At 60.5% G+C, this 26053-nt stretch carries 16 protein-coding genes; 11 read left to right on the top strand and 5 right to left on the bottom strand.

What is annotated here, in order from left to right; translation table 11 throughout:
• Positions 1 to 279: 279 nt before the first annotated feature.
• On the top strand, positions 280 to 924 hold the full coding sequence (locus ACFOFO_RS09530; protein ID WP_390331434.1) for a TetR family transcriptional regulator: 645 nt from the start codon (positions 280 to 282) through the stop codon (positions 922 to 924).
• Between the two features lie 35 nt (positions 925 to 959).
• Here the strand turns inward: ACFOFO_RS09530 and tal are convergent, their stop codons facing one another.
• From tal to pgi, 3 genes are all read right to left on the bottom strand, one after another.
• Positions 960 to 1895, bottom strand: coding sequence for a transaldolase (gene tal, locus ACFOFO_RS09525; protein ID WP_390331433.1), 936 nt, complete (start codon positions 1893 to 1895; stop codon positions 960 to 962).
• A 97-nt stretch (positions 1896 to 1992) separates the two neighbouring features.
• Positions 1993 to 2847, bottom strand: a complete 855-nt coding sequence (locus tag ACFOFO_RS09520; protein ID WP_390326010.1) for an SIS domain-containing protein — start codon at positions 2845 to 2847, stop codon at positions 1993 to 1995.
• Positions 2848 to 2897: 50 nt separating this feature from the next.
• Positions 2898 to 4547, bottom strand: a complete 1650-nt coding sequence (gene pgi, locus ACFOFO_RS09515) for a glucose-6-phosphate isomerase (RefSeq protein ID WP_390331432.1) — start codon at positions 4545 to 4547, stop codon at positions 2898 to 2900.
• Positions 4548 to 4802: 255 nt separating this feature from the next.
• Here pgi and edd point away from each other — a divergent pair, with 255 nt between their 5' ends.
• The 6 genes from edd (at position 4803) to ACFOFO_RS09485 (ending at position 14443) form a co-directional block, all read left to right on the top strand.
• A complete protein-coding gene (edd, locus tag ACFOFO_RS09510) occupies positions 4803 to 6746 on the top strand; it encodes a phosphogluconate dehydratase (RefSeq protein ID WP_390331431.1) in 1944 nt (647 codons plus the stop codon).
• Between the two features lie 224 nt (positions 6747 to 6970).
• On the top strand, positions 6971 to 7678 hold the full coding sequence (locus ACFOFO_RS09505; protein ID WP_390326004.1) for a hypothetical protein: 708 nt from the start codon (positions 6971 to 6973) through the stop codon (positions 7676 to 7678).
• Between the two features lie 170 nt (positions 7679 to 7848).
• The gene (locus tag ACFOFO_RS09500; protein WP_390331430.1) at positions 7849 to 11424 is read left to right on the top strand and encodes an indolepyruvate ferredoxin oxidoreductase family protein; all 3576 of its coding nucleotides are present in this window, start codon (positions 7849 to 7851) and stop codon (positions 11422 to 11424) included.
• Between the two features lie 416 nt (positions 11425 to 11840).
• Positions 11841 to 12512 carry a ribose-5-phosphate isomerase RpiA gene (rpiA, locus tag ACFOFO_RS09495; protein WP_390328206.1) on the top strand — a complete coding sequence of 224 codons (672 nt, stop codon included), beginning with the start codon at positions 11841 to 11843 and terminating at the stop codon, positions 12510 to 12512.
• Between the two features lie 155 nt (positions 12513 to 12667).
• Positions 12668 to 14002 carry a hemolysin family protein gene (locus ACFOFO_RS09490; RefSeq protein WP_390331429.1) on the top strand — a complete coding sequence of 445 codons (1335 nt, stop codon included), beginning with the start codon at positions 12668 to 12670 and terminating at the stop codon, positions 14000 to 14002.
• A gap of 165 nt (positions 14003 to 14167) precedes the next feature.
• Positions 14168 to 14443 carry a hypothetical protein gene (locus ACFOFO_RS09485; protein WP_390326002.1) on the top strand — a complete coding sequence of 92 codons (276 nt, stop codon included), beginning with the start codon at positions 14168 to 14170 and terminating at the stop codon, positions 14441 to 14443.
• Positions 14444 to 14670: 227 nt separating this feature from the next.
• Here the strand turns inward: ACFOFO_RS09485 and ACFOFO_RS09480 are convergent, their stop codons facing one another.
• Positions 14671 to 14943 (bottom strand): oxidative damage protection protein, encoded by a 273-nt coding sequence (locus ACFOFO_RS09480; protein WP_390331428.1) that lies wholly within the window; start codon positions 14941 to 14943, stop codon positions 14671 to 14673.
• A 105-nt stretch (positions 14944 to 15048) separates the two neighbouring features.
• On the bottom strand, positions 15049 to 16359 hold the full coding sequence (gene argA / locus ACFOFO_RS09475) for an amino-acid N-acetyltransferase (protein ID WP_390326000.1): 1311 nt from the start codon (positions 16357 to 16359) through the stop codon (positions 15049 to 15051).
• A 55-nt stretch (positions 16360 to 16414) separates the two neighbouring features.
• Between argA and hrpA the strand changes: the two genes are divergently transcribed.
• From hrpA to ACFOFO_RS09455, 4 genes are all read left to right on the top strand, one after another.
• A complete protein-coding gene (gene hrpA, locus ACFOFO_RS09470; RefSeq protein WP_390331427.1) occupies positions 16415 to 20467 on the top strand; it encodes an ATP-dependent RNA helicase HrpA in 4053 nt (1350 codons plus the stop codon).
• A 541-nt stretch (positions 20468 to 21008) separates the two neighbouring features.
• Entirely contained in the window at positions 21009 to 22337 is a 1329-nt protein-coding gene (locus ACFOFO_RS09465) for a carbohydrate porin (RefSeq protein ID WP_390331426.1), read from the top strand.
• Between the two features lie 15 nt (positions 22338 to 22352).
• A complete protein-coding gene (gene mgtA, locus ACFOFO_RS09460) occupies positions 22353 to 25130 on the top strand; it encodes a magnesium-translocating P-type ATPase (RefSeq protein WP_390328204.1) in 2778 nt (925 codons plus the stop codon).
• 79 nt (positions 25131 to 25209) lie between these two features.
• The gene (locus ACFOFO_RS09455) at positions 25210 to 26028 is read left to right on the top strand and encodes an ABC transporter substrate-binding protein (RefSeq protein ID WP_390325993.1); all 819 of its coding nucleotides are present in this window, start codon (positions 25210 to 25212) and stop codon (positions 26026 to 26028) included.
• The last annotated feature ends 25 nt before the right edge of the window (positions 26029 to 26053 follow it).

Genomic DNA, 26053 nt, shown 5'->3' with positions numbered 1-26053 from the left:
ATATTCTCGCGCGAATGGGGTTTGTTGATTGGTTAAGCAGGAACTTGGAGATCCGGCATGTCAAAACAAACAACAAGGATAACTGAATCATGTGCCATGCACATTGCGCCAGCGTTGTTGGTCAGGCATGCCAAAACCTTCAAGAATTGCGTATAGTCGTTTATTATACATACATGCGTGGATGTATGTATGATGTATGTAGCATGTATTGAGTGCCCGCTCGACCCTGAATGAAGGGGGCCGACTGGCAACAACGGAAGAGCACAAAGGATATTCAGAATGGCCAGATGCACCAAGGAAGCAGCGCTAGAAACTCGTAGTCGGATCCTCGATGCCGCCGCAGATGTGTTTTTCGCGCAAGGTGTGTCGCGCACGTCGTTGGCCGATGTGGCCGCGGCCGCCAACGTGACGCGCGGCGCGATCTACTGGCACTTCCGCAACAAGAGCGATCTGTTCGACGCGATGGTGGAGCGCGTGCGCCTGCCCATGCAATCAATGATGACATCGCATCTGGATGATCCAGACAGCGATCCGTTGGCGCTGTTGCGCGCAGCCGCTGTGTTCGCCCTGCGCGACACGATGCGCAATCCGCATTCGCGCAAGGTGGTCGACATCATTTTCCACAAGTGTGAACTGGTCGATGCCGCCGATCCGATCCTGATGCGCCAGCACGAGAATTTTCGGGTCTGGATGGGCAATGCGGTGCGGCTGTTACGACTGGCAATCGCAAAAGGCCGCCTGCCGGCCGACCTCGATCCGCAGCGTGCCGCCGTGCTGCTGCATGCGACGCTGTCGGGTTTGTTGGATAACTGGCTATTTATCCCGGACAGTTTCGATCTGGACGCCCAGGCAGAGCAACTGGTCGACGCCTGTCTTGACGCGCTGCGCTGTTCGCCCTCGTTGCGGATCGATCGGCCAGCTTAGCCACCCTTACTTAGCCCCCCTTACTTAGCGACCCATTAACGTAGCGCGGCGATTAATGCTTCCAGCTTGACCGTGTCGGCGCAGAACAGGCGGATCCCTTCCGCCAGTTTTTCGGTCGCCATCGCATCATCATTGAGCATGCTGCGGAAGGCTTTTTCGTCGAGCACGATTTTTTGCTGATCGGATGCCTGGGCCTGTTGTGGGCTGAGTCTGCGCAACACCGGCGCGTCGCTGTCGGCCAGTTTCTGCAGCAAGTCGGGGCTGATGGTCAGCAAGTCGCAACCGGCCAGTTCCACAATTTGGCCGATGTTGCGAAAGCTCGCACCCATGATCTCGGTACGCTGGTCGAACTTGCGGTAATAACTGTAAATCCGTTTGACCGATTGCACGCCGGGATCATCCGCCGCCGCATAGTCGAGGCCGCTGGCTTTCTTGTACCAGTCGTAGATGCGCCCGACGAAGGGCGAAATCAACTGCGCGCCTGCATCGGCGCAGGCGACCGCCTGGGGCAGGCTGAACAGCAGTGTCATGTTGCAATGGATGCCTTGTTGCTCCAGCACTCGGGCGGCGCGAATCCCTTCCCAGGTCGATGCGATCTTGATCAGCACGCGTTCGCGCGAGATGCCGGCGGCTTCGTACAGGCCAATCAGTTCGCGGCCCTTCGCAATCGTGCCTTCGGTGTCGAACGACAGGCGGGCGTCAGTTTCGGTCGAGACCCGACCCGGAATGATTTTCAGGATTTCCAGACCGAAGGCGACCAGCAGCTGGTCGACGATGTGCGCCATGCCGTGTGCAGCATGGTCGCGCACTGCGCGTTCCAGCAAGGGGCGGTACTCGTCCTTCTGGACCGCTTTCAGGATCAGCGACGGGTTGGTGGTTGCGTCGCGCGGCGCGAACGCCTTCATCGCCTGAAAATCGCCGGTATCGGCAACGACTGTGGTGAATTGTTTCAGCTGTTCTAGTTGGTTCATGGCATGCAGGATTAACGAGTAGTCGAAATATTGATTATGCACACCTTAGCATGCATCCCGCGTCGAGTTTGCGACCGCCGGTCCGGACCAGAGGCGCTCAACCAATGAAAGAATCGAACTGCATGTCCAGGTCCTGCAAGGTCTTTTGCGCATTCTGCATTTGCTGGCGGAACTCGGGGCCACGCTTGATCGCCAATCCGACCGCCAGGATATCGATCACGACCAGATGCGCGAGACGGGCCGAAATCGGCGTGTAAGGGTCAGTATTGAAGACCAGGTCGATCGGGATCGGCACGGTCGCCAGCTCACTCAACGGCGTACCGCTGGGTGCCAGTACGATGATGTCGGCGCCGCCCCTGCGCGCCAGTTTGACGCTGCGCACCAGAGCCGAATTGTTGCCGCGCTGCGAGATCGCCACCACCGCATCACCGGCGCGCAGCAATGTTGCCGCGATGCTGTGGACGTCGGGATCGGAATAAGCCACGGTCGGCACGCCGGAGCGGAAAAACTTATGCTGGGCGTCGGCTGCGACAATACCCGAGGTACCCTGACCATAAAATTCGATCTTGTTGGCACGCGCCAGAATGTCGAGCGCACGTTCGATGGCGCCAGCCTTCAGGGTGTTGCGCAGGTCGAGCAGGGTGTTGATCGAGCGGCTGCAAATCTTGTTGATCAGGTCGACCGCCAGATCGTCCTGCGCCGGCAGTTCGTTGGCGCCCGGCATTGCCAGCGCCAGACTTTGCGCCAGCTTCAGCTTGAATTCATGCCAGCCGTCGTAACCGACCGTGCGACAAAATCGCACTACCGTCGGCTCCGATACCTCGGCGCTTCTGGCCAGCGCGGTGATATTTTCGGACACCGCCAGCTCCGGTTTCTGCAGTACTGCAAGTGCGACTTTCTTCTCCGATCTGGAGAGTGAGTCGAGCTGGGAGCGTATGGCGTCGAGCAACATTGCTTTTCTTTCTGGCGGCTGCGGTACAGGGTGATTGGGGGGCGGCGCACTTACAGGGTGGCTTTCGCCTTCGCGATTGCGATCAAGCCGTTGGTCGAACTGTCGTGATCATCCGGCCTGGATTGTCCCGCCAGTTCGCCCTGGATCGTTCTTGCCAGCGCCTTGCCCAGTTCGACGCCCCATTGGTCAAAGCTATTGATGCCCCACAATACGCCCTGCACGAAGGTCTTGTGTTCGTACAATGCGATCAGCGCGCCGAGCGCGGCTGGCGTCAATGCATCCATCAGGATGGTGTTGCTGGGGCGATTGCCGGGGAAAACCTTGTGCGGCACCAGTGCCTCAATGTCGCTGTCAGGCAGGCCTTGTCCCTGTAATTCGGCGCGTACTTCGGCGCCCGTCTTGCCGCGCATGAAGGCCTCCGATTGCGCGAAGCAATTGGCCAGCAGGGCCGCGTGATGCTGCGGCAGCTTGTGGCTCGGTTGCAGACAGCCAATGAAATCGATCGGTGTGACATCGGTGCCCTGATGCAGCAACTGGAAGTAGGCGTGCTGGCCGTTGGTGCCGCAATCGCCCCAGACGATGGGGCAGGTCGCGACGCCGACCGGGCTACCGTCGAGCGTCACACGTTTGCCGTTGCTTTCCATCTCGAGTTGCCGCAAGTAAGCGGGAAAGCAGCTCAGATCCTGGTGGTAAGGCGCTATCGATAATGAGTTGCAGCCGAGGAAATTGCGGTTCCAGAATCCGATCAGCGCGAACAGCACCGGCATATTGCGTTCCAGTGGAGCGCTTCTGAAATGCAGATCCATCGCGTGTGCGCCTGCCAGGAAGGCAGAAAAATGCTCGAAACCAACTGCCAGCGTGACGGATAAACCAATCGCCGACCATACTGAATAGCGCCCTCCGACCCAATCCCAGAACGGGAACATATTGTCCGGATCAATGCCAAAGGATTGAATGGCCTCCAAGTTGGTCGACACCGCCACAAAATGCCGCGCCAATGCGTCGACAGCGGCGGTATTGAGGAACCAGGCGCGCGCGGACTGCGCGTTGAGCATGGTTTCCATCGTCGTAAACGTCTTGGAGGCGACGATGAACAGCGTGGTTTCCGCGTTAACGCTGGTCAATACCGCGTCCAGGTCGTGGCCGTCGACATTCGACACGAAATGCATGCGTAGCCGCGGGTGCCGATACGCACGCAGCGCGAGTGTCACCATTTTTGGACCGAGATCGGAGCCGCCGATACCAATGTTCACGATGTCGGTAATGGGTTTGCCGCTGTACCCCAGCCATTCGCCCGAGCGGACACGGTCCGTGAATTGTTTGATTCGATCGAGCACGTGATGGACGTCGGCGCCGACGTCATCGCCGTCTACCATCAGGGCTTGGCTACGCGGCATGCGCAATGCAGTGTGTAGTGCCGCGCGGTGTTCGGTGGTATTGATCTTTTCACCGGTGAACAGGGCTTCGCGCGCTTGCTCTACGTCGCGTTCGCGCGCCAGTTCGCACAGCAGTTGCATGGTGTTCTGGTCCACGCGGTTTTTCGAGTAGTCGAGAAACAGACCGGCGGCCGTCAGCGAAAACCTTGAAAACCGGTCCGGATTTTTAGCGAACAACTCTCTCATCTGCCAATGCTCGGCCTCGATGGTGTGATCTTGCAGCGCCTGGTAGGCTGCGGAGTTGGACAATGCGGGTAAATGCATGTGCAGTGTAGTGCGATGTAGTGCGATGTAGTGCAATGAAATAAAGCGACCGGAGAATTTGTTGAACTATACATCACAGATTGGTAATTTCATTACAAAATGATGCACGATGTTTGCGGCTGCGCAAGCCTTGCCGACCTGATCCGCAGCATTGTCAATAGAGTTGGTTGAGGCCGGTGCGCTGACCAGCGTGAGAGGCCCGCAATCGGCACTTCGTGTAATTTCATTTCATTGATGTTCCTATGAAGGGGTTTGATGATGCCGGTTCTCCCCGCGATCCCTCCCGCCATCCACCACATTGTCGCGGCAGTCACGGCCCGGATTACGGCCCGCAGTGCGGTTACCCGCGCCGCCTATCTGTCCCATTTGACGGCAGCGCGCGCTCAGGGCGTGCACCGCACTGCCTTGTCCTGCACCAACCTGGCGCATGGCTTCGCGGCGTTTCCGGCCGCTGACAAGCTAGTGTTGAAGCAACAGAGGCAGCCGTCAGTCGCGATCGTGTCAGCCTATAACGACATGTTGTCGGCGCATCAGCCCTTGGAGCGCTTTCCGGCGATCATCAAGCAGGCGGTGCGGGCCGCCGGTGGCGTCGCCCAATTTGCCGGCGGCGTGCCGGCGATGTGCGATGGCGTCACGCAAGGCCAACCCGGCATGGAATTGTCATTGTTCTCGCGCGACACGATTGCGATGGCGACTGCGGTGGCGCTATCGCACAACATGTTTGATGCCGCCTTGTACCTGGGCGTGTGCGACAAGATCGTGCCCGGTTTGCTGATTGGCGCGCTGCATTTCGGACATTTGCCGGCGCTGTTCATCCCGGCCGGACCGATGATCAGCGGCATGTCGAATCCGGAAAAAGCCCGCATCCGGCAGCTGTATGCGCAAGGCAAGCTGGGCCGCGACGAGTTGCTGGAAGCGGAATCGGCGTCTTACCACGATGCCGGCACCTGTACTTTTTACGGCACCGCCAACAGCAACCAGATGCTGATGGACATCATGGGACTGCACCTGCCGGGCGCCGCCTTCGTCACGCCCAACACGCCGCTGCGCGACGCGCTGACGGCGGCGGCGGCACGCCGCGCGGTCGAGATTGCGGGTCCGGGACCGGCGTATACGCCGGTCGGGCAGGTAGTCGATGAAAAAAATATCGTCAATGCGATGGTCGGTCTGCTCGCGACCGGCGGCTCGACCAACCATACCATCCACCTGGTCGCGATTGCGAAGGCGGCCGGCATCGTGATCGACTGGAACGACTTCAATGAATTGTCGGGCGCAGTGCCGATGCTGACCCGGATTTACCCGAACGGCGAGGCCGACATCAATCATTTTCATGCGGCCGGCGGCACCGGCTTCGTGATCCGGGAACTGCTCGACGCCGGCCTGCTGCATGATGACGTGACCACGATACTCGGCCACAGCTTGCGGGCCCACTGCCAGGAAGCCTTTCTGCAGGGCGATCAGACCGTGGTGTGGCAACCGGCCGCGGCCGGCAGCGGCGACGACGCCGTGCTGCGTGGCATCGCGAACCCGTTTTCCACCGATGGCGGCTTGAAACTGGTGTCCGGCAATCTGGGCCGCGCGGTGATGAAGGTATCGGCCGTCAAGCCGCAGCACCGTTCGGTACAGGCGCCGGCCTTGCTGTTTGATTCGCAGGAGGCGTTCATGCATGCCTACACCGCCGGCGAACTGGAGCGCGATTTTATCGCCGTGGTGCGCTTCCAGGGGCCGCGTGCCAACGGCATGCCGGAACTGCACGCATTGACGCCGGCGCTGGCCAATCTGCAGGATGCCGGCTGGCACGTCGCGCTGGTGACCGACGGCCGCATGTCCGGCGCGTCCGGCAAGGTCCCGGCGGCGATCCATGTGTCGCCCGAGGTATCGGCGGGCGGGCCGCTCGGCAAGTTGCGTGCCGGCGATCTGGTCCGGCTCGATGCGGAAAGTGGCACGCTGCAGGCGCTGGTGCCGGACCACGAGTGGGCGGCCAGAAAGCAGGCCACGGTCGATCTGGCGGCCAACCGGATTGGCATGGGACGCGAACTGTTCCAGATGTTCCGTGACGCCGTCAGTGCCGCGGAGCAGGGCGCGACCAGCTTCGGACTGCCATCGCCGGCGTCGTCTGGCGACGTCGATCACGTTGCCGAGGTGCGCGAAGCCGAACCGTTTTCGGATGAAGATGATTTGATCAGGAAACCGATCTAGTCGCGTCGGCGCAGGGCGGAAGACTGAAACCAGGCGAAGCAGCGCGCCGGATCTCGGCGCCGCGCTCTTGCCCCTCCATGGTCGCCGATCGGCCATCAATGAATTTGCGGATTGTCGCTATTGTTTTACTTGAAGCACGCTAATATGGCTGCGAGCATGCACTTCCGGTTCTGCCTGTTTCGCGCAGCACGGTGTCACCTGAGGCAGGTCATCCCCTCTAATCCATGTCCGCCATCATGATCAACAGCAGTGCGTTCCTCTCGCTGCTCTTCTTATTGGGGCTCATCAGTTCCGCCTCATCCTGGGGCCGCAGCCCCTTTCAGATGCGCTGCGAAGAGACGCTGACGCACAAGGCGGTCGTCGTGAGTTCATCTCAATCCGGCTATCGCGTCGACAATACCGTTTCCAGCCGGGTCTTGAATACGATGAGTATCCACACCTACGCCAGCGAGCAGATGCTGGGGCTGACCGAACTTCAGTCCAGCATCGAGATCGAGTTTGACGGCCCGGTGCTGCAGGACCCGCAGAGCGGCACCGAATGTCTGGCGCCGCGCGTCCAGGTCGCCCTGCGGTATATGCCGATCAAGGTCTATGTCGCCAGGGAATTTGCCGAAGGAACTTGCCCGTACGCGGAAGTCCTGACGCACGAGTTGCGACATGTGCAGGTCTATCGCGAGAACTTGCCCAAGGTCGAGGCACAACTGCGCAGCGCGTTGGCCAAACGTTTCCCGCCCAAGTTACTGTATGCGCCGGCAGGCCAGAGCAAACTGGTACTGCGGCATGACATCGACACCAAATGGCTGACCTATATCAAGGAGGAAATGGCAAAAGTGGAGGCAATTCAGCGGTCGCTTGATTCCGATGAAGAGGCATACCGCCTGAGTCACGCCTGCGCGGGCGCGGTGGCGCAGGAGCTGGGGCTGCATTATTGATGGTCGATGTCGACGACTACCGCCCGCCGACAGACCAGGTCGGTGCCGATCGGTGGCATGTTTGCTCGGCAATCACCGCGCTGCCATTGGTCACCCAAACGTAGCAACGTGGGCTTTCATCTTTGCATTGGGTTCGTTGTTTTCAAACAATACGCTTCGGGAGAAGATTTATGGCTCTTGCCAACGTTAATATTGACGACAAATTCGCTCTGGAGACCGGGCGGATTTTTTTAACGGGGATCCAGGCGCTGGTCAGGCTACCGATGATGCAGCGACAACGCGATCTCGGCGCTGGGCTCAACACTGCCGGGTTCATCTCCGGCTACCGCGGGTCTCCCTTGGGCAACCTGGATCAGGCGCTGTGGAAGGCCAAACCTTTTCTGGAGAAGAACCACATTCATTTCCAGCCCGGCGTGAACGAGGACCTGGCGGCAACCGCAGTATGGGGAAGCCAGCAGACCAACTTGTTCTCTGGCGCCAAGTACGACAGTGTGTTTGCCATGTGGTACGGCAAGGGGCCGGGCGTGGACCGCAGCATGGACGTGTTCAAGCACGCCAATGCCGCCGGCAGCTCGCGCTATGGCGGCGTGTTGCTGGTGGCCGGGGACGATCATGCGGCCAAATCGTCGACCTTACCGCACCAGAGCGATCACGTGCTCGCTGCAGCAATGATTCCGGTGCTCAATCCCGCCGGCGTCCAGGAATACCTGGATTTGGGTATCCACGGCTGGGCGATGTCACGCTATTCCGGTTGCTGGGTGGCGTTCAAGGCAGTGACTGACACGGTGGAAAGCACCGCCTCGGTCTACGTCGATCCGCATCGGATCACGGTGGCGCTGCCGGAAGATCTCGTCATGCCGGCGGGCGGCCTCAATATCCGCTGGCCGGATCCGCCGCTAGAGCAAGAGCTGCGCATGCAGCACCACAAAGTGTATGCGGCGCTCGCCTATGCCCGGGCCAATCACCTGAACCAGATCGTGATCGACAGCCCGCGTGCGCGGCTGGGCATCATCACCACCGGCAAGTCCTATCTCGACGTGCGCCAGGCGCTCGATGCGCTCGGCATCGACGGCGACCATGCCGCCGAAATCGGGCTGCGCGTCTACAAAATCGGCATGAGCTGGCCGCTCGAGGCCGAAGGGGTGCGCCACTTCGCGGAAGGCTTGGAGGAGATCCTGGTGGTGGAAGAAAAGCGCCAGATCCTCGAATATCAGCTGAAGGAGCAACTGTATAACTGGCGCGAGGATGTGCGCCCGCGCGTGATCGGCAAATTCGACGAGAAGGGCGAGTGGGAATTGCCGATGGGACAGTGGCAGTTGCCGGTGGCGGGCGAGTTGACCCCGGCGATGATCGCCCGCGTGATTGCGCGCCGCATCGCCCGTTTCCATACCAGCGAGCGGATTTCTCAGCGGCTCGCGTTCTTTGATGCCAAGGAGAAAGCCCTTGCCAAGCCGCGCTTGAGCCTGCAGCGCGTGCCCCATTATTGTTCTGGTTGTCCACACAACACGTCGACCAAGGTGCCCGAGGGCAGCCGCGTGATCGCTGGCATCGGTTGCCACTACATGGCGACCTGGCTCTCTCCCGACACGACGCAAACGTTCAGCCAGATGGGCGGGGAAGGTGTGCCTTGGATCGGGCAGGCGCCTTTCACCGAAACCCGCCACGTGTTCGCCAACTTGGGCGACGGCACTTACTTCCACTCCGGGCTGCTGGCGATCCGGGCGGCAATCGCGGCCAACGTCAATATTACCTACAAGATTCTGTATAACGACGCCGTGGCGATGACCGGCGGGCAGCCGGTGGATGGCACGCTGACCGTGCCGCAGATCACTCAGCAACTCACGGGTGAAGGTATCAAGCGCATCGTGGTGGTCACCGACGAGCCGGAGAAATATCCGCGTGACGCCGGATTTGCCCCCGGGATCCCGATCTACCACCGGGAAAAACTGGACGCGGTGCAGCGCGAGTTGCGCGAGGTCCAAGGGGTGTCGGCGCTGATCTACGATCAGACCTGTGCCGCCGAAAAGCGCCGGCGCCGCAAACGTGGCAAATACCCAGACCCAGCCAAGCGGGTAGTCATCAACGAAGCCGTGTGCGAAGGTTGCGGCGATTGCAGCGCAAAATCCAATTGCCTGTCGGTCGTGCCGATAGAAACCGAATTCGGCCGCAAGCGGACGATCGACCAGTCTTCATGCAACAAGGATTATTCCTGTGTCAATGGCTTCTGCCCGAGCTTTGTGACCGTGGAAGGCGGCAAATTGCGCAAGGGAAAAGCCGTGGCCGGCGCCGACCAGGACTTTGGCGACCTGCCGGAACCGACGCTGCCGTCGATCCGCGAACCCTACGGGATACTCGTGACCGGCGTGGGCGGGACCGGTGTCGTCACCATCGGCGCGTTGCTGGGCATGGCGGCGCACTTGGAGGAGAAGGGGGTATCGGTGCTGGATATGGCCGGCCTGGCCCAGAAGGGGGGCGCGGTGTGGTCCCACATCCGTATCGCCGAGCGTCCCGAGGCACTCTACGCGGCGCGCATCGCCGCCGGCGAGGCTAACGCAGTGATCGGCTGCGACATCGTGGTGGCGGCGAACGACGAGTCGCTGGCGAAGATGCAGGCGGGCGTGACACGGGCGGTGATCAACAGCGACCAGGCCATTACGAGCGATTTCGTGCGCGGCTTTGCAGCCCAGGCCGCGACCGGGGACCTTGGCCGTTACCGCGATCCGCAATTTCCAGTCGGTCCGATGGAGAACCAGATCCTCGATGCCGTTGGTGACGGTAACGTCGAGTTTTTCAATGCGACGCGGCTTGCGACTGCGCTGATGGGCGACTCCATTGCCACCAATCTGTTCATGCTGGGCTACGCCTATCAGAAGGGACTGGTGCCGGTGTCGGCGGAAGCGATCCTGAAAGCCATCGAGCTCAATGGGACGGCGGTCGAATCGAGCAAGCAGAGCTTTCTCTGGGGGCGGCGTGGCGCCCACGACCTCGCCGCGGTTGAAAAAGTCGTTACGCCCGCCGAAGCGGTCCCCGCGCGCCAGCGGCTGTCGGGCAGCCTGGACGAGATCATCGCTCGGCGCGTCGAGCAACTGACGGCCTACCAGGATGCCGCCTACGCGCGCCGTTACACGGCCTTGGTCGAGCGCGTCCGCCAGGCGGAGTCGAGCAAGGTCCCTGGCAGCACCAAGCTCACCGAAGCGGCGGCCCGTTATTACTACAAGCTGCTCGCTTACAAGGATGAGTACGAGGTGGCGCGGTTCTACACTGACGGGGAATTCTTGAAGCGGGTGCATGCGACTTTCGAGGGCGACTTCAAGCTGACGTTTCACTTGGCCCCGCCGCTGTGGGTCAAGCTTGATCCGGTCACCGGGGAGCCGCGCAAGCGCACCTACGGCCCCTGGATGCTGAGAGCCTTCTGGGTGCTGGCGAAGCTCAAGGGCCTGCGCGGCACTGCCTTCGACATCTTCGCGCGCACGGAAGATCGCAAGCTCGAACTCAGTCTGATTGCTGATTACGAGCGGGTGATTGAGGAATTGATCACCGGACTGGAGGCGCGCGATCACGAAGCTGCCGTCGAAATCGCCTCGCTTCCTGAACAGATCCGCGGCTACGGCCACATCAAGAAACGCCATGTAGAGCATGCCAAGAAGCGCGAAGCGGAGTTGCTTGAGACATTTCGCCGTAGGGATCAGCCCCGGCCCGAACCCGCCGCAAAGAAGCGGCCCGACATCGTCATAATGGCTGGATGAGGCGTAAAACAGGCCGCAGGATGGCCCCAGTTTCAAGGTGGTCTTCCAAAAATAATGCAGCCCATGTACTACCGTGAAAACAGGCTATCGATTAACGACTGCAGACGAGGGGATTACACCATGTCCGTTTTTTCACATAAATAGCCATTGACCAAGAAGCCGGTGACACCGTACCGCTCACAGACTTTAACAGCCGATTCTCCGGGGGCGCCGAGCCGTAAGTCCCACAGACTCCTGGGGCAACCGACGACGAGGCAGTTGCCACCGCGTGCGACGCGCGGTAGAACTCGCTGCCAAATAAATACTGATAGGCGTATTGTCAACAGGCATCGCGCCAAGGCGGTGCTGTCAGCCGAAACGGCGAGCTGGCCACGGCATCGGCGTAAAATATGCAGATTATTTTTCAGCTGATCGCCATGACCCAAGACGAACTCAAACAAGCAGTAGCCCGCGCCGCCCTCGATTACGTAGTCGATGGCGAAATCATCGGCGTCGGTACCGGCTCGACCGCCAATTTTTTCATCGATGAACTGGGCAAGATCAAGCATCGCATCAAGGGCGCGGTGGCGTCGTCGGAAGCCACGGCGGCGCGCTTGCGCTCGCATGGGATCACGGTGTTCGATCTGAATGAGGTCGACGCGATGCCGGTGTATGTCGACGGCGCCGACGAAATCACGCCGCAGGGCGCGATGATCAAGGGTGGCGGCGCGGCGCTGACGCGCGAGAAAATCGTCGCCTCGGTCGCACAAAAGTTCGTGTGTATCGCCGATGGCTCCAAACTGGTCAACGTTTTGGGCAATTTCCCGCTGCCGGTCGAGGTGATCCCGATGGCGCGCGCGGTGGTGGCACGCAAGCTCGCAGCGCTGGGCGGCGAGCCGCGCCTGCGGCTGAAGGACGGCCAGCCACTGCTGACCGATAACGGCAACCTCATCATCGATCTGCACGGCATGCAGATCGAGCGGCCGGCCGAACTGGAGGCCGTCATCAACAATATCGTCGGTGTCGTGACGGTCGGCCTGTTTGCGCAGCACGGCGCGAATGTCTGCCTGCTCGGCACCACCGACGGCGTCCAGACGCTCAGCTTCTGAAATCGCGCGCCATAGCGGCATTGCAGAACGCAGTAGTGGCTAGTATGTGAAATATCCGGTTTGTTTATGCTGGCAACAGTGACTTTGCAACAGGAGTATATGAGTAAGTCAGAACCGCGTTACCACTTTCATCCCGCCCAAACGCGATAGCGCAGATGCAAAACCTCCTGTTGTTAATCTGCGCTGTTTTTTTGGTGCTGTTGAACGGCTTTTTTGTGGCGGCCGAATTCGGCCTGGTCAAGCTGCGCCAGACCCGCATCCGGGCGATTGCGAAGAAGCAGGGCTGGCGCGGTCGCATCCTGGCCACAGTGCACGGCAAGCTCGACGCCTATCTGTCGGCTTGCCAGCTCGGCATCACCCTGGCCTCGCTCGGCTTGGGCTGGATCGGCGAGCCGGCGTTCGCCAGCTTGCTGGAGCCGGTATTCGGCTGGATCGGCATCACTTCGGCGGAACTGATTGAAGGCATCTCGTTCACGTTCGCGTTCTGCGTGATTTCGTTTCTGCATATCGTAGTCGGCGAACTGGCACCGAAATCGCTGGCGATCCGCAATCCGGAGGTCATCGGCTTGTGGACTGCCGCACCGCTATACGGTTTTTACTGGACGATGTACCCGGCGATCTGGCTGCTCAATGCGAGCGCCAACGCGGTGTTGCGGCTGGCCGGGCTCGACGGTGTGCATGGCCATGATGCGCATTATTCGCCGGACGAACTGAAGCTGATCCTGCGCAGCAGTCGCGCCGGCGAACTCTATTCCCGCGACGAATGGAATATCCTGGCACAGGCGCTCGACTTCAGTGAATTAGAGGTGTCCGACCTGATGCGCCCGATCCATGAGATCGCCGCGTTACAACAATCGCTGTCCGTGCATGACAACCTGCAAATCATGTGCCGCAGCCGCTTCAGCCGTTATCCTTTTTTCGATAGCAATGGCGTCGATGTGCTCGGCGTCATCCATCTGAAGGACTTGTTCCTGGCCCAGCAGGACGGCAAGCCGATCGACAGCCTGAATCCCTATCTGCGACCGATCGAGTGTGTGTCGCCGCGCATGCCGGCGCAGGAACTGTTCCGACGCTTCCGCACCGGCGCCCCGCATTTTACGGTGGTCGGGCGCAAGGGGCACAAGCCGGAAGGCTTCATCACGCTGGACAATCTGCTGGGCGCGCTGGTGGGCGAAATTCGCGACGAATTCCGCCAGAATGACAATGACTGGACCCGACTCGATGACGGCACCTTGATCGGCAAGGGCAGCCTGCCGATCTTTTCGCTGGAGCGCATGCTCGGCCTCGATGTCGACCATGAAACCGGCAGGCTGGACGAGGTGGAATCGGTCGGTGGCCTGATCATGGCGCAACTCGGCGCCATTCCCGAGCAGGGCCAGAAAATTGAATTCGAGCAATTCGATGTCGTGGTCAAGAAAATGAACGGGCCGCGCATCCTGCTGGTACGGGTCTACCCAAGAGTCGGAACTGCGCCGACCATGGCACCGTGATCTCGCACGCCGATTGCGTGTGCCGGATACGTCTGGCTGCAAACTATACAAATAGCGAACGGATTGTTCGATCGCCAGGAACTATGCTGCTTATACAATCGGTAACACGATCGTCGCAACGAGGCGCCGATCACGGCCTCTAAGTTACACACGAAGGAGGTTATCATGCGCACAATTGTTATCCTGGCTTTGAGCGCTTTTATTGCCGGATGCGCAACGGATGCTGAACGCAGCGTTCAGCAGCAGCGCGAAGTTGAACGAATGATGGCGGTATATGGCCCGGCATGCCAGAAACTCGGCTTTGGTGCCGATTCGGACAGATGGCGCGATTGCGTGTTGCGACTGAGTGCGCAGGATAGTTTCGAGCGTTACAGCCGCGCGCCGAGCACGACGACCTGCTTTGGCGGACATCATGGCTTCCTGCAGTGCACGTCGTTCTGAAGCTATCGCGACAACAGAACCGGTGCTTGATGCGCATGCAGCGGTATCGAGACCGGCTGTATAGGGCAATCTGATGGCGAAGGCTGCTTGATGCCGGTGCCAGTGCGTGAATCCAGTCAAGGATTTTTAACATTGCAGGGGAGTATGAGTTAAAACCGCACTATTCCCCGCGTGTTTGCTGCGGCGTTAAAAATACTGCGGGTAGTATTTTTAACGCCGTATTTCATTTACTCGGTCGGCGGCACATAACCGACTGCCGCATCAGCACCCTCGCCAAAGAAATGCTTTTCCATCTGCGTCGCCAGATATTTACGGGCCCGCGCATCAGCCAGGTTCAAGCGGTTTTCATTGACCAGCATGGTCTGATGCTTGAGCCAGGCAGCCCAGGCTTCCTTTGACACATTCAGATAAATTTTCTTGCCCAATTCCCCCGGGTACGGCGGAAAATCGAGTCCTTCGGCTTCCTTGTTCAATTTAATACAGTGGATCATGCGAGCCATATACTTCTCCTGTGTGTTGGCTTTCCCGCGCGCGGGAATTGAATTTAATAGTGATACTGCCAGTATTCATGTTGTTTAGCATGGTTCGGCGCGACCTGCCGGCGGTCACAGCTGCTTGATCAGCACCTGCGATTTGCGCTGCCAGTTATACATGTGCAAGCGGTCCTTCGGCAATGCGTCGACAGTGGCGTGGGCGAAGCCGCGTTTCAGGAACCAGTGCGCGGTACGCGTTGTCAGCACGAATAGTTTGGTGAAGCCGGCGGCGCGCGCGCGGTTTTCCAAATGCTTCAGGATGCGCTCGCCATCGCCTTGTGCCTGCACCTCCGGATTGACGGTCAGGCAGGCCATCTCGGCCATTTTTTCAGCGGGGAACGGGTATAGCGCGGCGCAACCGAAAATCACGCCATCATGCTCAATCACCGAGAAATAATCGATTTCACGCTCGATCAATTCGCGACCGCGCTTGACCAGGGTGCCGTCGGCTTCCAGCGGTTCGATCAGCTTGATGATGCCGCCGACGTCTTCGATGGTCGCTTCGCGCAGGCTTTCCAGATTCTCGTGGCTGATCATGGCGCCGACGCCATCGTGGGTAAACAGTTCCAGCAACGCCGAGCCGTCAATCGAGAACGGCACGATGTGCGTGCGCGGCACGCCGTTGTGGCAAGCCTTGATCGCGTGCTGCAGGTAAAACGCCGAATCGGCCGGCAGGAAATCGGCCTTCAGCACTGCTTCGGCCTGGTGCGACGACAGTTCGTGGATCTCGACACCGGCTGCGTCCGTCATCATCGGTGTTTCGGTGATGAAAATCAGTTTATCCGCATGCAACGCCACCGCAGCCGATACCGCGACGTCTTCCATCGTCAGATTGAAGGCTTCGCCGGTCGGCGAGAAGCCGAGCGGCGACAGCAGCACCAGGCCGCCGGCACTCAGAATCGGGTGGATGGTCTCGGATGCGATCTTGCGCGCCTTGCCGGTCAGCTCCAGATCGACGCCGTCGATCACGCCGAGCGGCCGGGCGGTCACGAAATTGCCGGAAATGATGCGGATCGCCGCGTGCGCCATTGGCGTATTCGGCAAGCCCTGGCTGAAAGCCGCTTCGATATCGAGCCGCAACTCGCCGGCCGCTTCTTTCGCGCATTCCAGCGCGGCAGTATCGGTGATCCGGATGTCGTTGTGGAAACGACCCTCGACGTTCCGTAGCGCCAGCTGCTCGGCCACCTGCGGGCGCGAGCCGTGCACCAGCACCACCTTGATGCCGAGTGCATGCAATAACGACAAGTCTTGCGCCAGCACCGGCAACGCGCCGGCCATTACCAGTTCACCCGGGAAGGCCAGCACGAAGGTCTTGCCGCGGAAGGCGTGGATATATGGCGCGACCGAGCGCAGCCACTGGACGAAGAGTTCGGGATTTTCCATGTTGCGCATTATAATTCGCCCAGCCATGTCACAGCGTCGATCCCCACAAAAAACAATGCCAGCCAACCCCAGTCCGCAACCGCGCCGATCCGCCGACGGCGCCCCCTGCGGGCGTCAGCCATCCCAGCCACCAAAACCAAGCCAGGCGCCATTCCGCAATCCCTTGCCGCCGATTACGTTCCCGGAAGAATTGCCGGTATCGGGCCGGCGGGCTGAGATCGCGGCCGCGCTGCAGGCCAATCAGGTCATCATCGTGTGCGGTGAAACCGGATCCGGCAAGACCACCCAGTTGCCGAAAATCTGCCTTGAACTCGGGCGCGGACAGCTTGGCCTGATCGGCCATACCCAGCCGCGCCGCATTGCCGCGTCGTCAACCGCCAAGCGGATCGCGCAGGAACTGGGGACGCCGCTCGGCGAGCATGTCGGCTTCAAGGTGCGCTTCGCCGATACCCTGACCAAGGGCGCAACGGTCAAGCTGATGACCGACGGCATCCTGCTGGCCGAGACCCAGACCGACCCACTGCTGAAGCAATACGACACCATCATCATCGACGAGGCGCACGAACGCAGCCTGAACATCGATTTCCTGCTCGGTTACCTGAAGCAGTTGCTGCCACGGCGACCGGACCTGAAACTGATCATCACGTCGGCCACCATCGACGCCGACCGTTTTGCCCGGCATTTCGGTCAAGCTGACAAGCCGGCGCCGGTGATCGAGGTCTCCGGGCGCCTGTACCCGGTCGAAATACGCTACCGGCCGGTTGATGGGCTCCTCCCCCTTCAAGGGGGAGGTCGGGAGGGGGATGGGATTGCGGCGACAGGCTTGAAACCCATCCCCACCCCGTCCCTCCCCTTGAAGGGGAGGGGGAGAATGGGAGAAGCGCAGCGTCGAGAGCAGCGCGACCTGATGGACGCGGTGGTCGATGCGGTCGACGAGCTGAGCCGGATCGGTTCCGGCGACGTGCTGGTATTTTTGCCCGGCGAGCGCGAAATCCGCGATACCGCCGAAGCACTGCGCAAACACCATCCGCCACATATTGAGATCCTGCCGCTGTTCGCGCGGCTGTCGGCACAAGAGCAGGAGCGCGTGTTCAAGAGCTCGCATGCGCGCCGCATCGTGCTGGCCACCAACGTCGCCGAGACCTCGCTGACCGTTCCCGGCATCCGCTACGTGGTCGATGCCGGGCTGGCGCGGGTCAAGCGCTACAGCTATCGCAACAAGGTCGAGCAATTGCAGATCGAGCCGATCGCACAATCGGCCGCCAATCAGCGCACCGGACGCTGCGGCCGGGTGGCGGCCGGCGTCTGTATCCGCTTGTACGACGAGCAGGACTATCTGCTGCGGCCGAAATTTACCGAGCCGGAAATCCTGCGCTCGTCGCTGGCCGCGGTCATCCTGCGCATGAAGTCGCTGCATCTGGCCGATGTCGAGACCTTTCCTTTCATCGAACCGCCGCCGGGCCGTGCGATCGCCGACGGTTATCAGTTATTGCAGGAACTCGGTGCAGTCGATGACGGTAACCAGCTCACCACACTTGGCAGGAAGCTGGGCAAGTTGCCGCTCGATCCGCGCGTCGGCCGCATGATCCTGGCGGCGCTGGACAACGTCTGCCTATCCGAAATGCTGATCATCGCATCGGCACTGTCGGTCCAGGACCCGCGCGACCGGCCGTTGGAAGCGCAGGCCGCCGCCGATGCCGCGCACAAGAAATTCGCCGACGAAAAATCAGAATTTCAAAGTTACCTGAAGATCTGGAAATGGTTTGACGAGGCGATCGAACACAAGAAAACCAACCGCCAGCTGCAGGATAATTGTCGCGCCAACTTCCTGTCGCAACTGCGGCTGCGCGAATGGCGCGACGTCCATTCGCAACTGCTGACCATCGTGCGCGAACAGGGCTGGCGCCTGAACGAGGCGCCCGCAACTTATGAGAACCTGCACACGGCGTTGTTGACCGGTTTGCTCGGCAACCTCGGTTTCAAGTCCGATGAGGATGCCCACTATCTGGGCGCGCGCGGCATCAAATTCCACATCTGGCCGGGTTCCAGTTTGCTCAAGAAGGCAGGGCGCTGGCTCGTCGCCGCCGAACTGGTCGACACCACGCGGCTGTATGCACGCTGCGTGGCGCAGATCCAGCCGGAATGGCTGGAACGCGTCGGCGGTCATCTGTTGAAGAAATCCTACGGCGAACCGCGCTGGGAGAAGAGCAGCGGCCAGGTGTCGGCCTACGAACGCGCGACCCTGTACGGCCTGGTGGTGTACAGCCAGCGCCGCATCAACTACGGCGCGATCAACCCGACCGAAGCGCGCGAGCTGTTCATCCGCGACGGGCTGGTCGGCGGTGAATTCAACACTCGCGCACCGTTCCTGGCACACAACCAGAAGCTGGTGCGTGAGATCGAAAACCTGGAACACAAATCGCGTCGCCTGGACGTGCTGGTCGATGACGAACTGATCGCCGCGTTCTACGACAAACTGCTGCCGCCCGACATCTGCAACGCCATTGCGTTTGAAAAATGGTACAAGGATGCCGCCGCAAACAATCCGCAGCTGCTGGTCCTGAGCCGCGACGAACTGATGCGGCACGAAGCGGCCGGCGTCACCACCGACCTGTTCCCGAAACAGATGACGGTGGCCGGGGTCGAGATGGCGCTGACCTATCACTTCGAACCCGGCAGCCTGCGTGACGGTGTGACCCTCGCGGTGCCCTTGTATGCGCTGAACCAGGTAGCGCAGGATCGCTGCGACTGGCTGGTGCCCGGCATGTTGAAGGAAAAGACCCATCTGCTGCTGAAATCGCTGCCGCAAAAACTGCGCCGTCACTGCGTGCCGTTGCCGGACTATGCCGCCGGATTCTGCGAGCGGGTGCAGGCGGCCTCGGCTTTCGGCAGGGGCAATCTGCTCGATGCCATCATCGCCGATATCCGTGAACAGACCAGTCTCGCGGTCAAGCTGAGCGACTTCAAGAGCGAGACCTTGCCGGCGCATCACTTCATGAATTTCAAGGTGATCGACGAGCATGGGCGGCAACTCGACATGGGCCGCAATCTGGCCTGCTTGCAAGGCGAGCTGGGCGGGCAGGCGCGCGCCAGTTTCCAGAAGCTGGCGGTTTCCACTACCGGCAGCAATGACTCCCTCCCCTTCAAGGGGAGGGCTGGGGAGGGGATGGGTTCAGCATCCGGCACAACCCATCCCCCACCCAACCTCCCCCTAGAAGGGGGAGGAGCGAAAGCGGGAACGTCTGCGACAGCGTATGGAAATCTCACCACCTGGACCTTCGGCGAACTGCCGGAACTGCTCGAAATCACGAAGGGCAAGCTGACCCTGATCGGCTTCCCGGCGCTGGTCGACAAGGCCACGCATTGCGATCTGGAAGTGTTTGATGACCCGGCCGTCGCGGCGCGCACGCACCGGATCGGGCTGCGCCGCCTGTTTGCGCTACAACTGAAGGAGCAACTCAAATATCTTGAGAAGAACATCCCCGGCCTGCAGCAGATGGGCATGCAGTTCATGCCGCTCGGCACGCAGGAGGAATTGCGTGACCAGATACTGAACACGGCACTGGAGATCGCCTGCCTGCAGGAACCGCTGCCGACCAATGTCGAACAGTTCAACCAGCGCAAGGACGAGGGCAAGTCGCGGCTCGGTCTGCTGGTCAACGAGATAGCGCGGCTGCTGGCGCAGATACTGACCGAATTCCATGCGCTGCCGAAGAAGCTGCAGGGCGTAAAGGGACATGCCCAAGCCGGCGCCGACCTGCAGACGCAGCTGCAGGCGCTGGTTGGCAAGCGCTTCCTGGTCGATAACGATTACGCGCAGCTGGCGCATTTCCCGCGCTACCTGAAGGCGATCAATGTGCGCATCGACAAGCTGCGCGCGGACCCGGCACGCGACGCCAAATGGCTGGCCGAATGGAACCAGGTGGCCGCGCCGTATCAGCGCGCCGTGAAAGACCGGCAGGGCAGCAAGCAGGTCGACCCAAAAATGATCGAGTTTCGCTGGATGCTGGAGGAGTTGCGCGTGTCGCTATTCGCGCAGGAGTTGCGCACGCCAATGCCGGTGTCGGTCAAGCGCTTGCAAAAAGTGTGGGAGTCGCTGCAACGTTGATGGCCCAAACCGTCCCGCGGCATGCTTCATCCGCGCGGCGTGGGCTGCGACATCGCCATCGCACCGCATTGTTGCGATGCAGTAATTCTGCTTGACGCAAGGCCGACGCGCGGCTTACAATCCGCCCGTTTTCATTTTGCGGAGACCCTTTCATGGGTACTTGTTCCAGTGGCTGTTGTTGCCGACCTGTAGTCGGCGCTGCCTTGGCAAGATAAAGCAGGATTCCCCTGCCGTCATCTCGCCACCGGCGGATGATGGTGTCTCAAGGTTCAGGAATCATTTCTGAACCGTCTGATTTCCAGAAACAACTCATTTTATTGTCAAATCCCGGTCTTCAAGCTGCAGGATTTGCCATGCATTTGCTTCGAAACGTCGTGCTGCGCAACTAGCCGTGCACGCAACGCGACGTGTCGATCATGCGGACTCGTGCCAATCAAAGGCTCTTTGCGTCAACCTTGTTCATGTTTCAAGAGCGGTCGGCTGCGTCATTGCGCCGTCATATTCGTGCTTGACACTGGACGATTGCGGGCAGAGGTGTGTCGTGTCGAAAAAGAACAAGAAACTGTGGGTGGCCGCATGGCTGGTTGTCTGTGCAACCAGCGTCGCGGTGGCGCATGCGGAAGAGCTACAGGATGAAAACTGGAACGCGAAATTCCAGACCACCTATATCTGGCAGACCAAGCCATCGTTTAACGCCGCCTATTCCGGCCAGAACAGTCTGAAGCCGGGACACGAAAAGGCCTATTCGTTTTCGGCCACAGCGGCGTTCGGCTGGCGCCCGTGGGACGGTGCCGAGTTGTATCTCGATCCCGAACTGCTGCAGGGCGTGCCCTTGTCGAACCTGACCGGGCTGGCAGGGCTGTCGAACGCGGAACAGCAAAAATCGAGCGGTCCCAACCCGGTGCTGTATCGTGCCCGCCTGTTCCTGCGCCAGAGCTGGAACCTGGGCGGCGAGACTAAAACGGTCGAATCGGATGTCAACCAGCTGGCCGGCAAGGTCGACGCAAGACGCCTGGTCGTGACCGTTGGCAATCTGTCCGTCATCGACCTGTTTGACGGTAACGGCTTCGCCCACGACCCGCGCAGCCAGTTCATGAACACAGCGCTGGCGACCAACGGTGCCTACGACTATGCGTCCGATGCGCGCGGGTATACCTGGGGCGCGGCGGCGGAATATTTCTACGACGACTGGACGTTGCGCGCCGGACGTTTCCGGCAACCGCTTGAGTCGAACGGATTGCCGCTCGACTCGGGCATCTTCAAGCATTTCGGCGACCAGATCGAGCTGGAACATGCGCATACCGTGGGCGGGCAGGGCGGCAAGCTGCGTCTGCTGGCATTTCGCAACGCCGCCAGCATGGGCAGTTTCCGCGATGCGCTGTTCGACGCGCAAGCCAGTGGCGGCGTCCCGAGTGTTGCACGAGTTCGCAAGGAGAGCATCAAGTACGGCTTCGGTGTCGGATTCGAACAAAACCTGACACCCGATATCGGCGTATTTGCACGCGCCGGCTGGAACGATGGTGCGACCGAGGCGTACGCCTTTGCCGAGATCGAGCGCGCCCTGTCCGCTGGCGCAGCGTTCAAGGGGACGTCATGGGGACGCCACGACGACGTGCTCGGGCTGGCGCTGGCGCGTAATGGTTTGTCCGCCGCACATCGGGATTATCTGGCCGCCGGCGGCGTCGGCGCCTTCATCGGCGACGGCCGCCTGAACTATCGGCCCGAGACCGTGCTGGAAGCGTATTACAACATCAAGCTGGTGAAACACGTGTCGGCTACGGTGGACGTGCAGCGCATCGCCAATCCCGCCTATAACGCCGATCGCGGTCCTGTGACTGTCGGTTCGATTCGTTTGCACGCAGAATTCTAGGAATTGAACATGAATCTGAACCTGAATATCCTCAAGGACAGCTTCGTCGGCTTCGTCCGCAGCCACGGCATGACACGCCATTTCCGGCGGCTGGCGGTGCTGGACATGTTCAAGGGCAGCGCCGCATCCAGAGAGGTGCCGCCGTCGCTGGCACAGACGCTGATCGCTGCGGCGCAAGCCGATACCGCCGCCTTGCTGGCGAGGCTCAATAGCCGCGTCGATGGCTTGACCGAAGCGGAAGCCGATGATATCCGCGCACAGGTCGGCCTGAACGAGGTCCAGCATGAAAAACCGTTGCCATGGTGGATGCACCTGTGGCAATGCTACAAGAATCCGTTCAACCTGCTGCTGACGGTACTGGCACTGGTGTCCTACTACACCGAGGACATGAAGGCAACGATCGTGATCGGCACGATGGTGGTGCTGTCGACCTTGATGCGCTTCGTACAGGAGCTGCGCTCCAACAAGGCGGCCGACCAGCTCAAGGAGATGGTCAGCAATACCGCCACCGTGCTGCGCCGTGATCCGGAGCAGCGCTATTCACACGACGATGCCGATGCGGCGCTGCGCTTGCTCGACATGACCCTGCATCCGAAGGGCGTCAAGCGCATCGAGCTGCCGATCAAGCACCTGGTGCCGGGCGATATCGTCCAGCTCGCCGCCGGCGACATGATTCCGGCCGATCTGCGCGTGCTGACGGCCAAGGATCTGTTTATCAGTCAAGCGGCGATGACCGGCGAATCGCTGCCGGTCGAAAAATTTGCGGTGCATCGCGGCAGCGAAGCCGGCAATCCGCTGGAGCTGGACAACCTGTGCTTCATGGGTACCAACGTGGTCAGCGGGTCGGCCACGTCAGTGGTGATCGGCACCGGCAACCAGACTTATTTCGGCGCCATCGCCGAGCGCGTGACCGCCAGTGATCGCGGCCCGACCGCGTTCCAGTCCGGCGTCAATCGCGTCAGCTGGCTGCTGATCCGCTTCATGTTGGTGATGACGCCCATCGTGTTGCTGATCAACGGTTTCACCAAGGGCGACTGGGTCGAGGCCGCGCTGTTCGCACTGTCGGTCGCGGTCGGCCTGACACCGGAAATGTTGCCGATGATCGTCACTTCGACCCTGGCCAAGGGCGCGGTGACGCTGTCGCGCCAGAAGGTGATCGTCAAGCGGCTCGACGCGATTCAGAATTTCGGCGCGATGGATGTGCTGTGCACCGACAAGACCGGCACCCTGACCCAGGACAAGATTTTTCTGGAACGCCATACCGATATCTACGGCCAGCCTTACGACGCGGTGCTGCAATACGCCTACCTGAACAGCTATTACCAGACCGGCCTGAAGAACCTGCTCGATGTCGCGGTGCTGGAACACGCGGAATTGCAGCGCGAAATGAGTGTCGCCTCGGCCTATCGCAAGGTCGATGAAATTCCGTTTGATTTCGAACGCCGTCGCATGTCGGTGGTCGTCAGCGAACGCGAGGATCACCACGAGCTGATCTGCAAGGGCGCGCTGGAAGAAATGGTGTCGATCTGCACCCATGCATGGGAGGACGGCCGGGCCGTGCCGCTGACGACACAATTGCTGAGCCAGATCCGAGCCACCACCGCCGCGCTGAACGGCGAGGGCTTGCGGGTGGTGGCGGTAGCGGCCAAGGATTTGCCGCCCACCAAGGAAGTGTACGGCGTCGCGGATGAATCGGATCTGGTCCTGATCGGCTACATTGCGTTTCTTGATCCGCCGAAGGAATCGACGCGGCCCGCGATCGCCGCGTTGAACCGGCACGGGGTCGAGGTCAAGGTGCTGACCGGCGACAATGAACTGGTGACGGCCAAGATCTGCCGCCAGGTCGGATTGGCGGTGCAGGGCATGCTGCTCGGCGCCGAGGTTGAACGGATGAGCGATGCGGAATTGGCGATCGCGGTCGAGAGCACCACGGTGTTTGCCAAGCTGAGCCCGATGCACAAGGAACGTATCGTGCGCGTGCTGCATGACAACGGCCATGTGGTCGGCTTCATGGGCGACGGCATCAACGATGCGGCGGCCTTGCGCGCGGCCGATATCGGGATCTCGGTCGATACCGCGGTCGATATCGCGAAGGAGGCGGCCGATCTGATCCTGCTCGAAAAGAGCTTGATGGTGCTGGAAGAGGGCGTGCTGGAAGGGCGCCGCACGTTCGCCAACATGCTCAAGTACATCAAGATGACGGCCAGCTCCAACTTCGGCAATGTATTTTCGGTACTGATCGCCAGCGCCTTCTTGCCCTTCCTGCCGATGCTGCCGCTGCATCTGCTGGTGCAGAACCTGTTGTATGACGTGTCGCAGATTGCGATCCCGTTCGACAATGTCGATGATGAATTCCTGCAGAAACCGCAGCGCTGGAATCCGGCCGACATCGGCCGCTTCATGGTGTATTTTGGCCCGATCAGTTCGATTTTTGACATCACGACGTTCGCGCTGATGTGGTACGTCTTCGGCGCCAACACGCTGCAGCACCAGACCCTGTTCCAGTCCGCCTGGTTCATCGAGGGACTGCTGTCGCAGACCCTGATCGTGCACATGATCCGGACCCAGAAGATCCCGTTTATCCAGAGTCGTGCGTCGTGGCCGCTGCTGGGCATGACGATCGTCATCATGGTGCTCGGGGTCATGCTGCCGATGTCGCTGGTCGCCCATTATTTCAAGCTGCAGGCATTGCCGATATCGTATTTTTACTGGCTGTTTGCCATTCTGCTGGCCTATGGCGGCCTGACGCAGGCGATGAAGGGATGGTACGCGCGGCGTTACGGCTGGCAGTAGTCCGACAACCGCCTGGGTTTCGGACATGGCGGGCGGAGTGTGTGAAAATGACACTCCGGTTCAACTTTGGAGTGTCAGCATGCCCCGTCCGATGCGTTTGATTGCCGTCACTGTCGCGTTCATCCTGTCCGGTTTGCTGGCGTGGCCGGCGTCGGCGCAGAACGTGATCAAGATGTCGACCACCACCAGCACCGAGAACTCCGGCCTGCTCGGCTATCTTCTGCCGGCATTCGAGGCCAGCAGCGGCATCAAGGTACAGGTAATTTCGGTCGGGACCGGCAAGGCGCTGGAACTGGCCAAAAACGGCGATGTCGATGTGACGCTGGTGCATGCGCGCCCGGCGGAAGACAAATTTGTCGCTGACGGACATGGCGTGAACCGGCGCGACGTGATGTACAACGACTTCATCATCGTCGGCCCGGCCAGCGATCCGGCTGGCATCAGAGGCGGTCGCGATGTGTTGGCCGCACTGCGGAAAATCGCCGACAGCAAGGCCAGATTCATTTCGCGCGGCGACAATTCCGGTACCGACCAGATGGAGAAAAGTTATTGGAAATTGCTGGGTATCGTGCCGACTGGCAATAATTACCTGGTGGCTGGCCTTGGCATGGGGGAAGTATTGACCATGGCTGGGGAGCTGCAGGGGTACACCTTGAGCGACCGCGCCACTTACGGCGCGTACCGCGCCAAGAGCGGCTTGGCGGTCCTGGTCGAAGGCGACCCCAGAATGTTCAACCCGTATGGCATCATCGCGGTCAATCCGGCCAAGTACAAGGACATCAATTACCAGGGGGCGATGCGGCTGATCGACTGGATCACGTCGGCGCCGGGGCAGAAAAAAATCGCCGAATTCCGGGTCGATGGCCAGCAACTGTTTTTTCCGTCAGCCCAACGCTGAGCGTGGTTCACCACCACCAACCACT

This window comes from Pseudundibacterium arcticum (genome assembly GCF_042646465.1).
GTDB lineage: Bacteria > Pseudomonadota > Gammaproteobacteria > Burkholderiales > Burkholderiaceae_D > Undibacterium_A > Undibacterium_A arcticum.
This window is presented reverse-complemented; position numbering and strand designations above follow the sequence as displayed.

Bases quoted from the DNA above. Each gene is read 5' to 3' on its own strand.
- ACFOFO_RS09530 (WP_390331434.1), top strand. From the start codon at position 280: ATGGCCAGATGCACCAAGGAAGCAGCGCTAGAAACTCGTAGTCGGATC.
- tal (WP_390331433.1), bottom strand. From the start codon at position 1,895: ATGAACCAACTAGAACAGCTGAAACAATTCACCACAGTCGTTGCCGAT.
- ACFOFO_RS09520 (WP_390326010.1), bottom strand. From the start codon at position 2,847: ATGTTGCTCGACGCCATACGCTCCCAGCTCGACTCACTCTCCAGATCG.
- pgi (WP_390331432.1), bottom strand. From the start codon at position 4,547: ATGCATTTACCCGCATTGTCCAACTCCGCAGCCTACCAGGCGCTGCAA.
- edd (WP_390331431.1), top strand. From the start codon at position 4,803: ATGATGCCGGTTCTCCCCGCGATCCCTCCCGCCATCCACCACATTGTC.
- ACFOFO_RS09505 (WP_390326004.1), top strand. From the start codon at position 6,971: ATGTCCGCCATCATGATCAACAGCAGTGCGTTCCTCTCGCTGCTCTTC.
- ACFOFO_RS09500 (WP_390331430.1), top strand. From the start codon at position 7,849: ATGGCTCTTGCCAACGTTAATATTGACGACAAATTCGCTCTGGAGACC.
- rpiA (WP_390328206.1), top strand. From the start codon at position 11,841: ATGACCCAAGACGAACTCAAACAAGCAGTAGCCCGCGCCGCCCTCGAT.
- ACFOFO_RS09490 (WP_390331429.1), top strand. From the start codon at position 12,668: ATGCAAAACCTCCTGTTGTTAATCTGCGCTGTTTTTTTGGTGCTGTTG.
- ACFOFO_RS09485 (WP_390326002.1), top strand. From the start codon at position 14,168: ATGCGCACAATTGTTATCCTGGCTTTGAGCGCTTTTATTGCCGGATGC.
- ACFOFO_RS09480 (WP_390331428.1), bottom strand. From the start codon at position 14,943: ATGGCTCGCATGATCCACTGTATTAAATTGAACAAGGAAGCCGAAGGA.
- argA (WP_390326000.1), bottom strand. From the start codon at position 16,359: ATGGAAAATCCCGAACTCTTCGTCCAGTGGCTGCGCTCGGTCGCGCCA.
- hrpA (WP_390331427.1), top strand. From the start codon at position 16,415: ATGCCAGCCAACCCCAGTCCGCAACCGCGCCGATCCGCCGACGGCGCC.
- ACFOFO_RS09455 (WP_390325993.1), top strand. From the start codon at position 25,210: ATGCCCCGTCCGATGCGTTTGATTGCCGTCACTGTCGCGTTCATCCTG.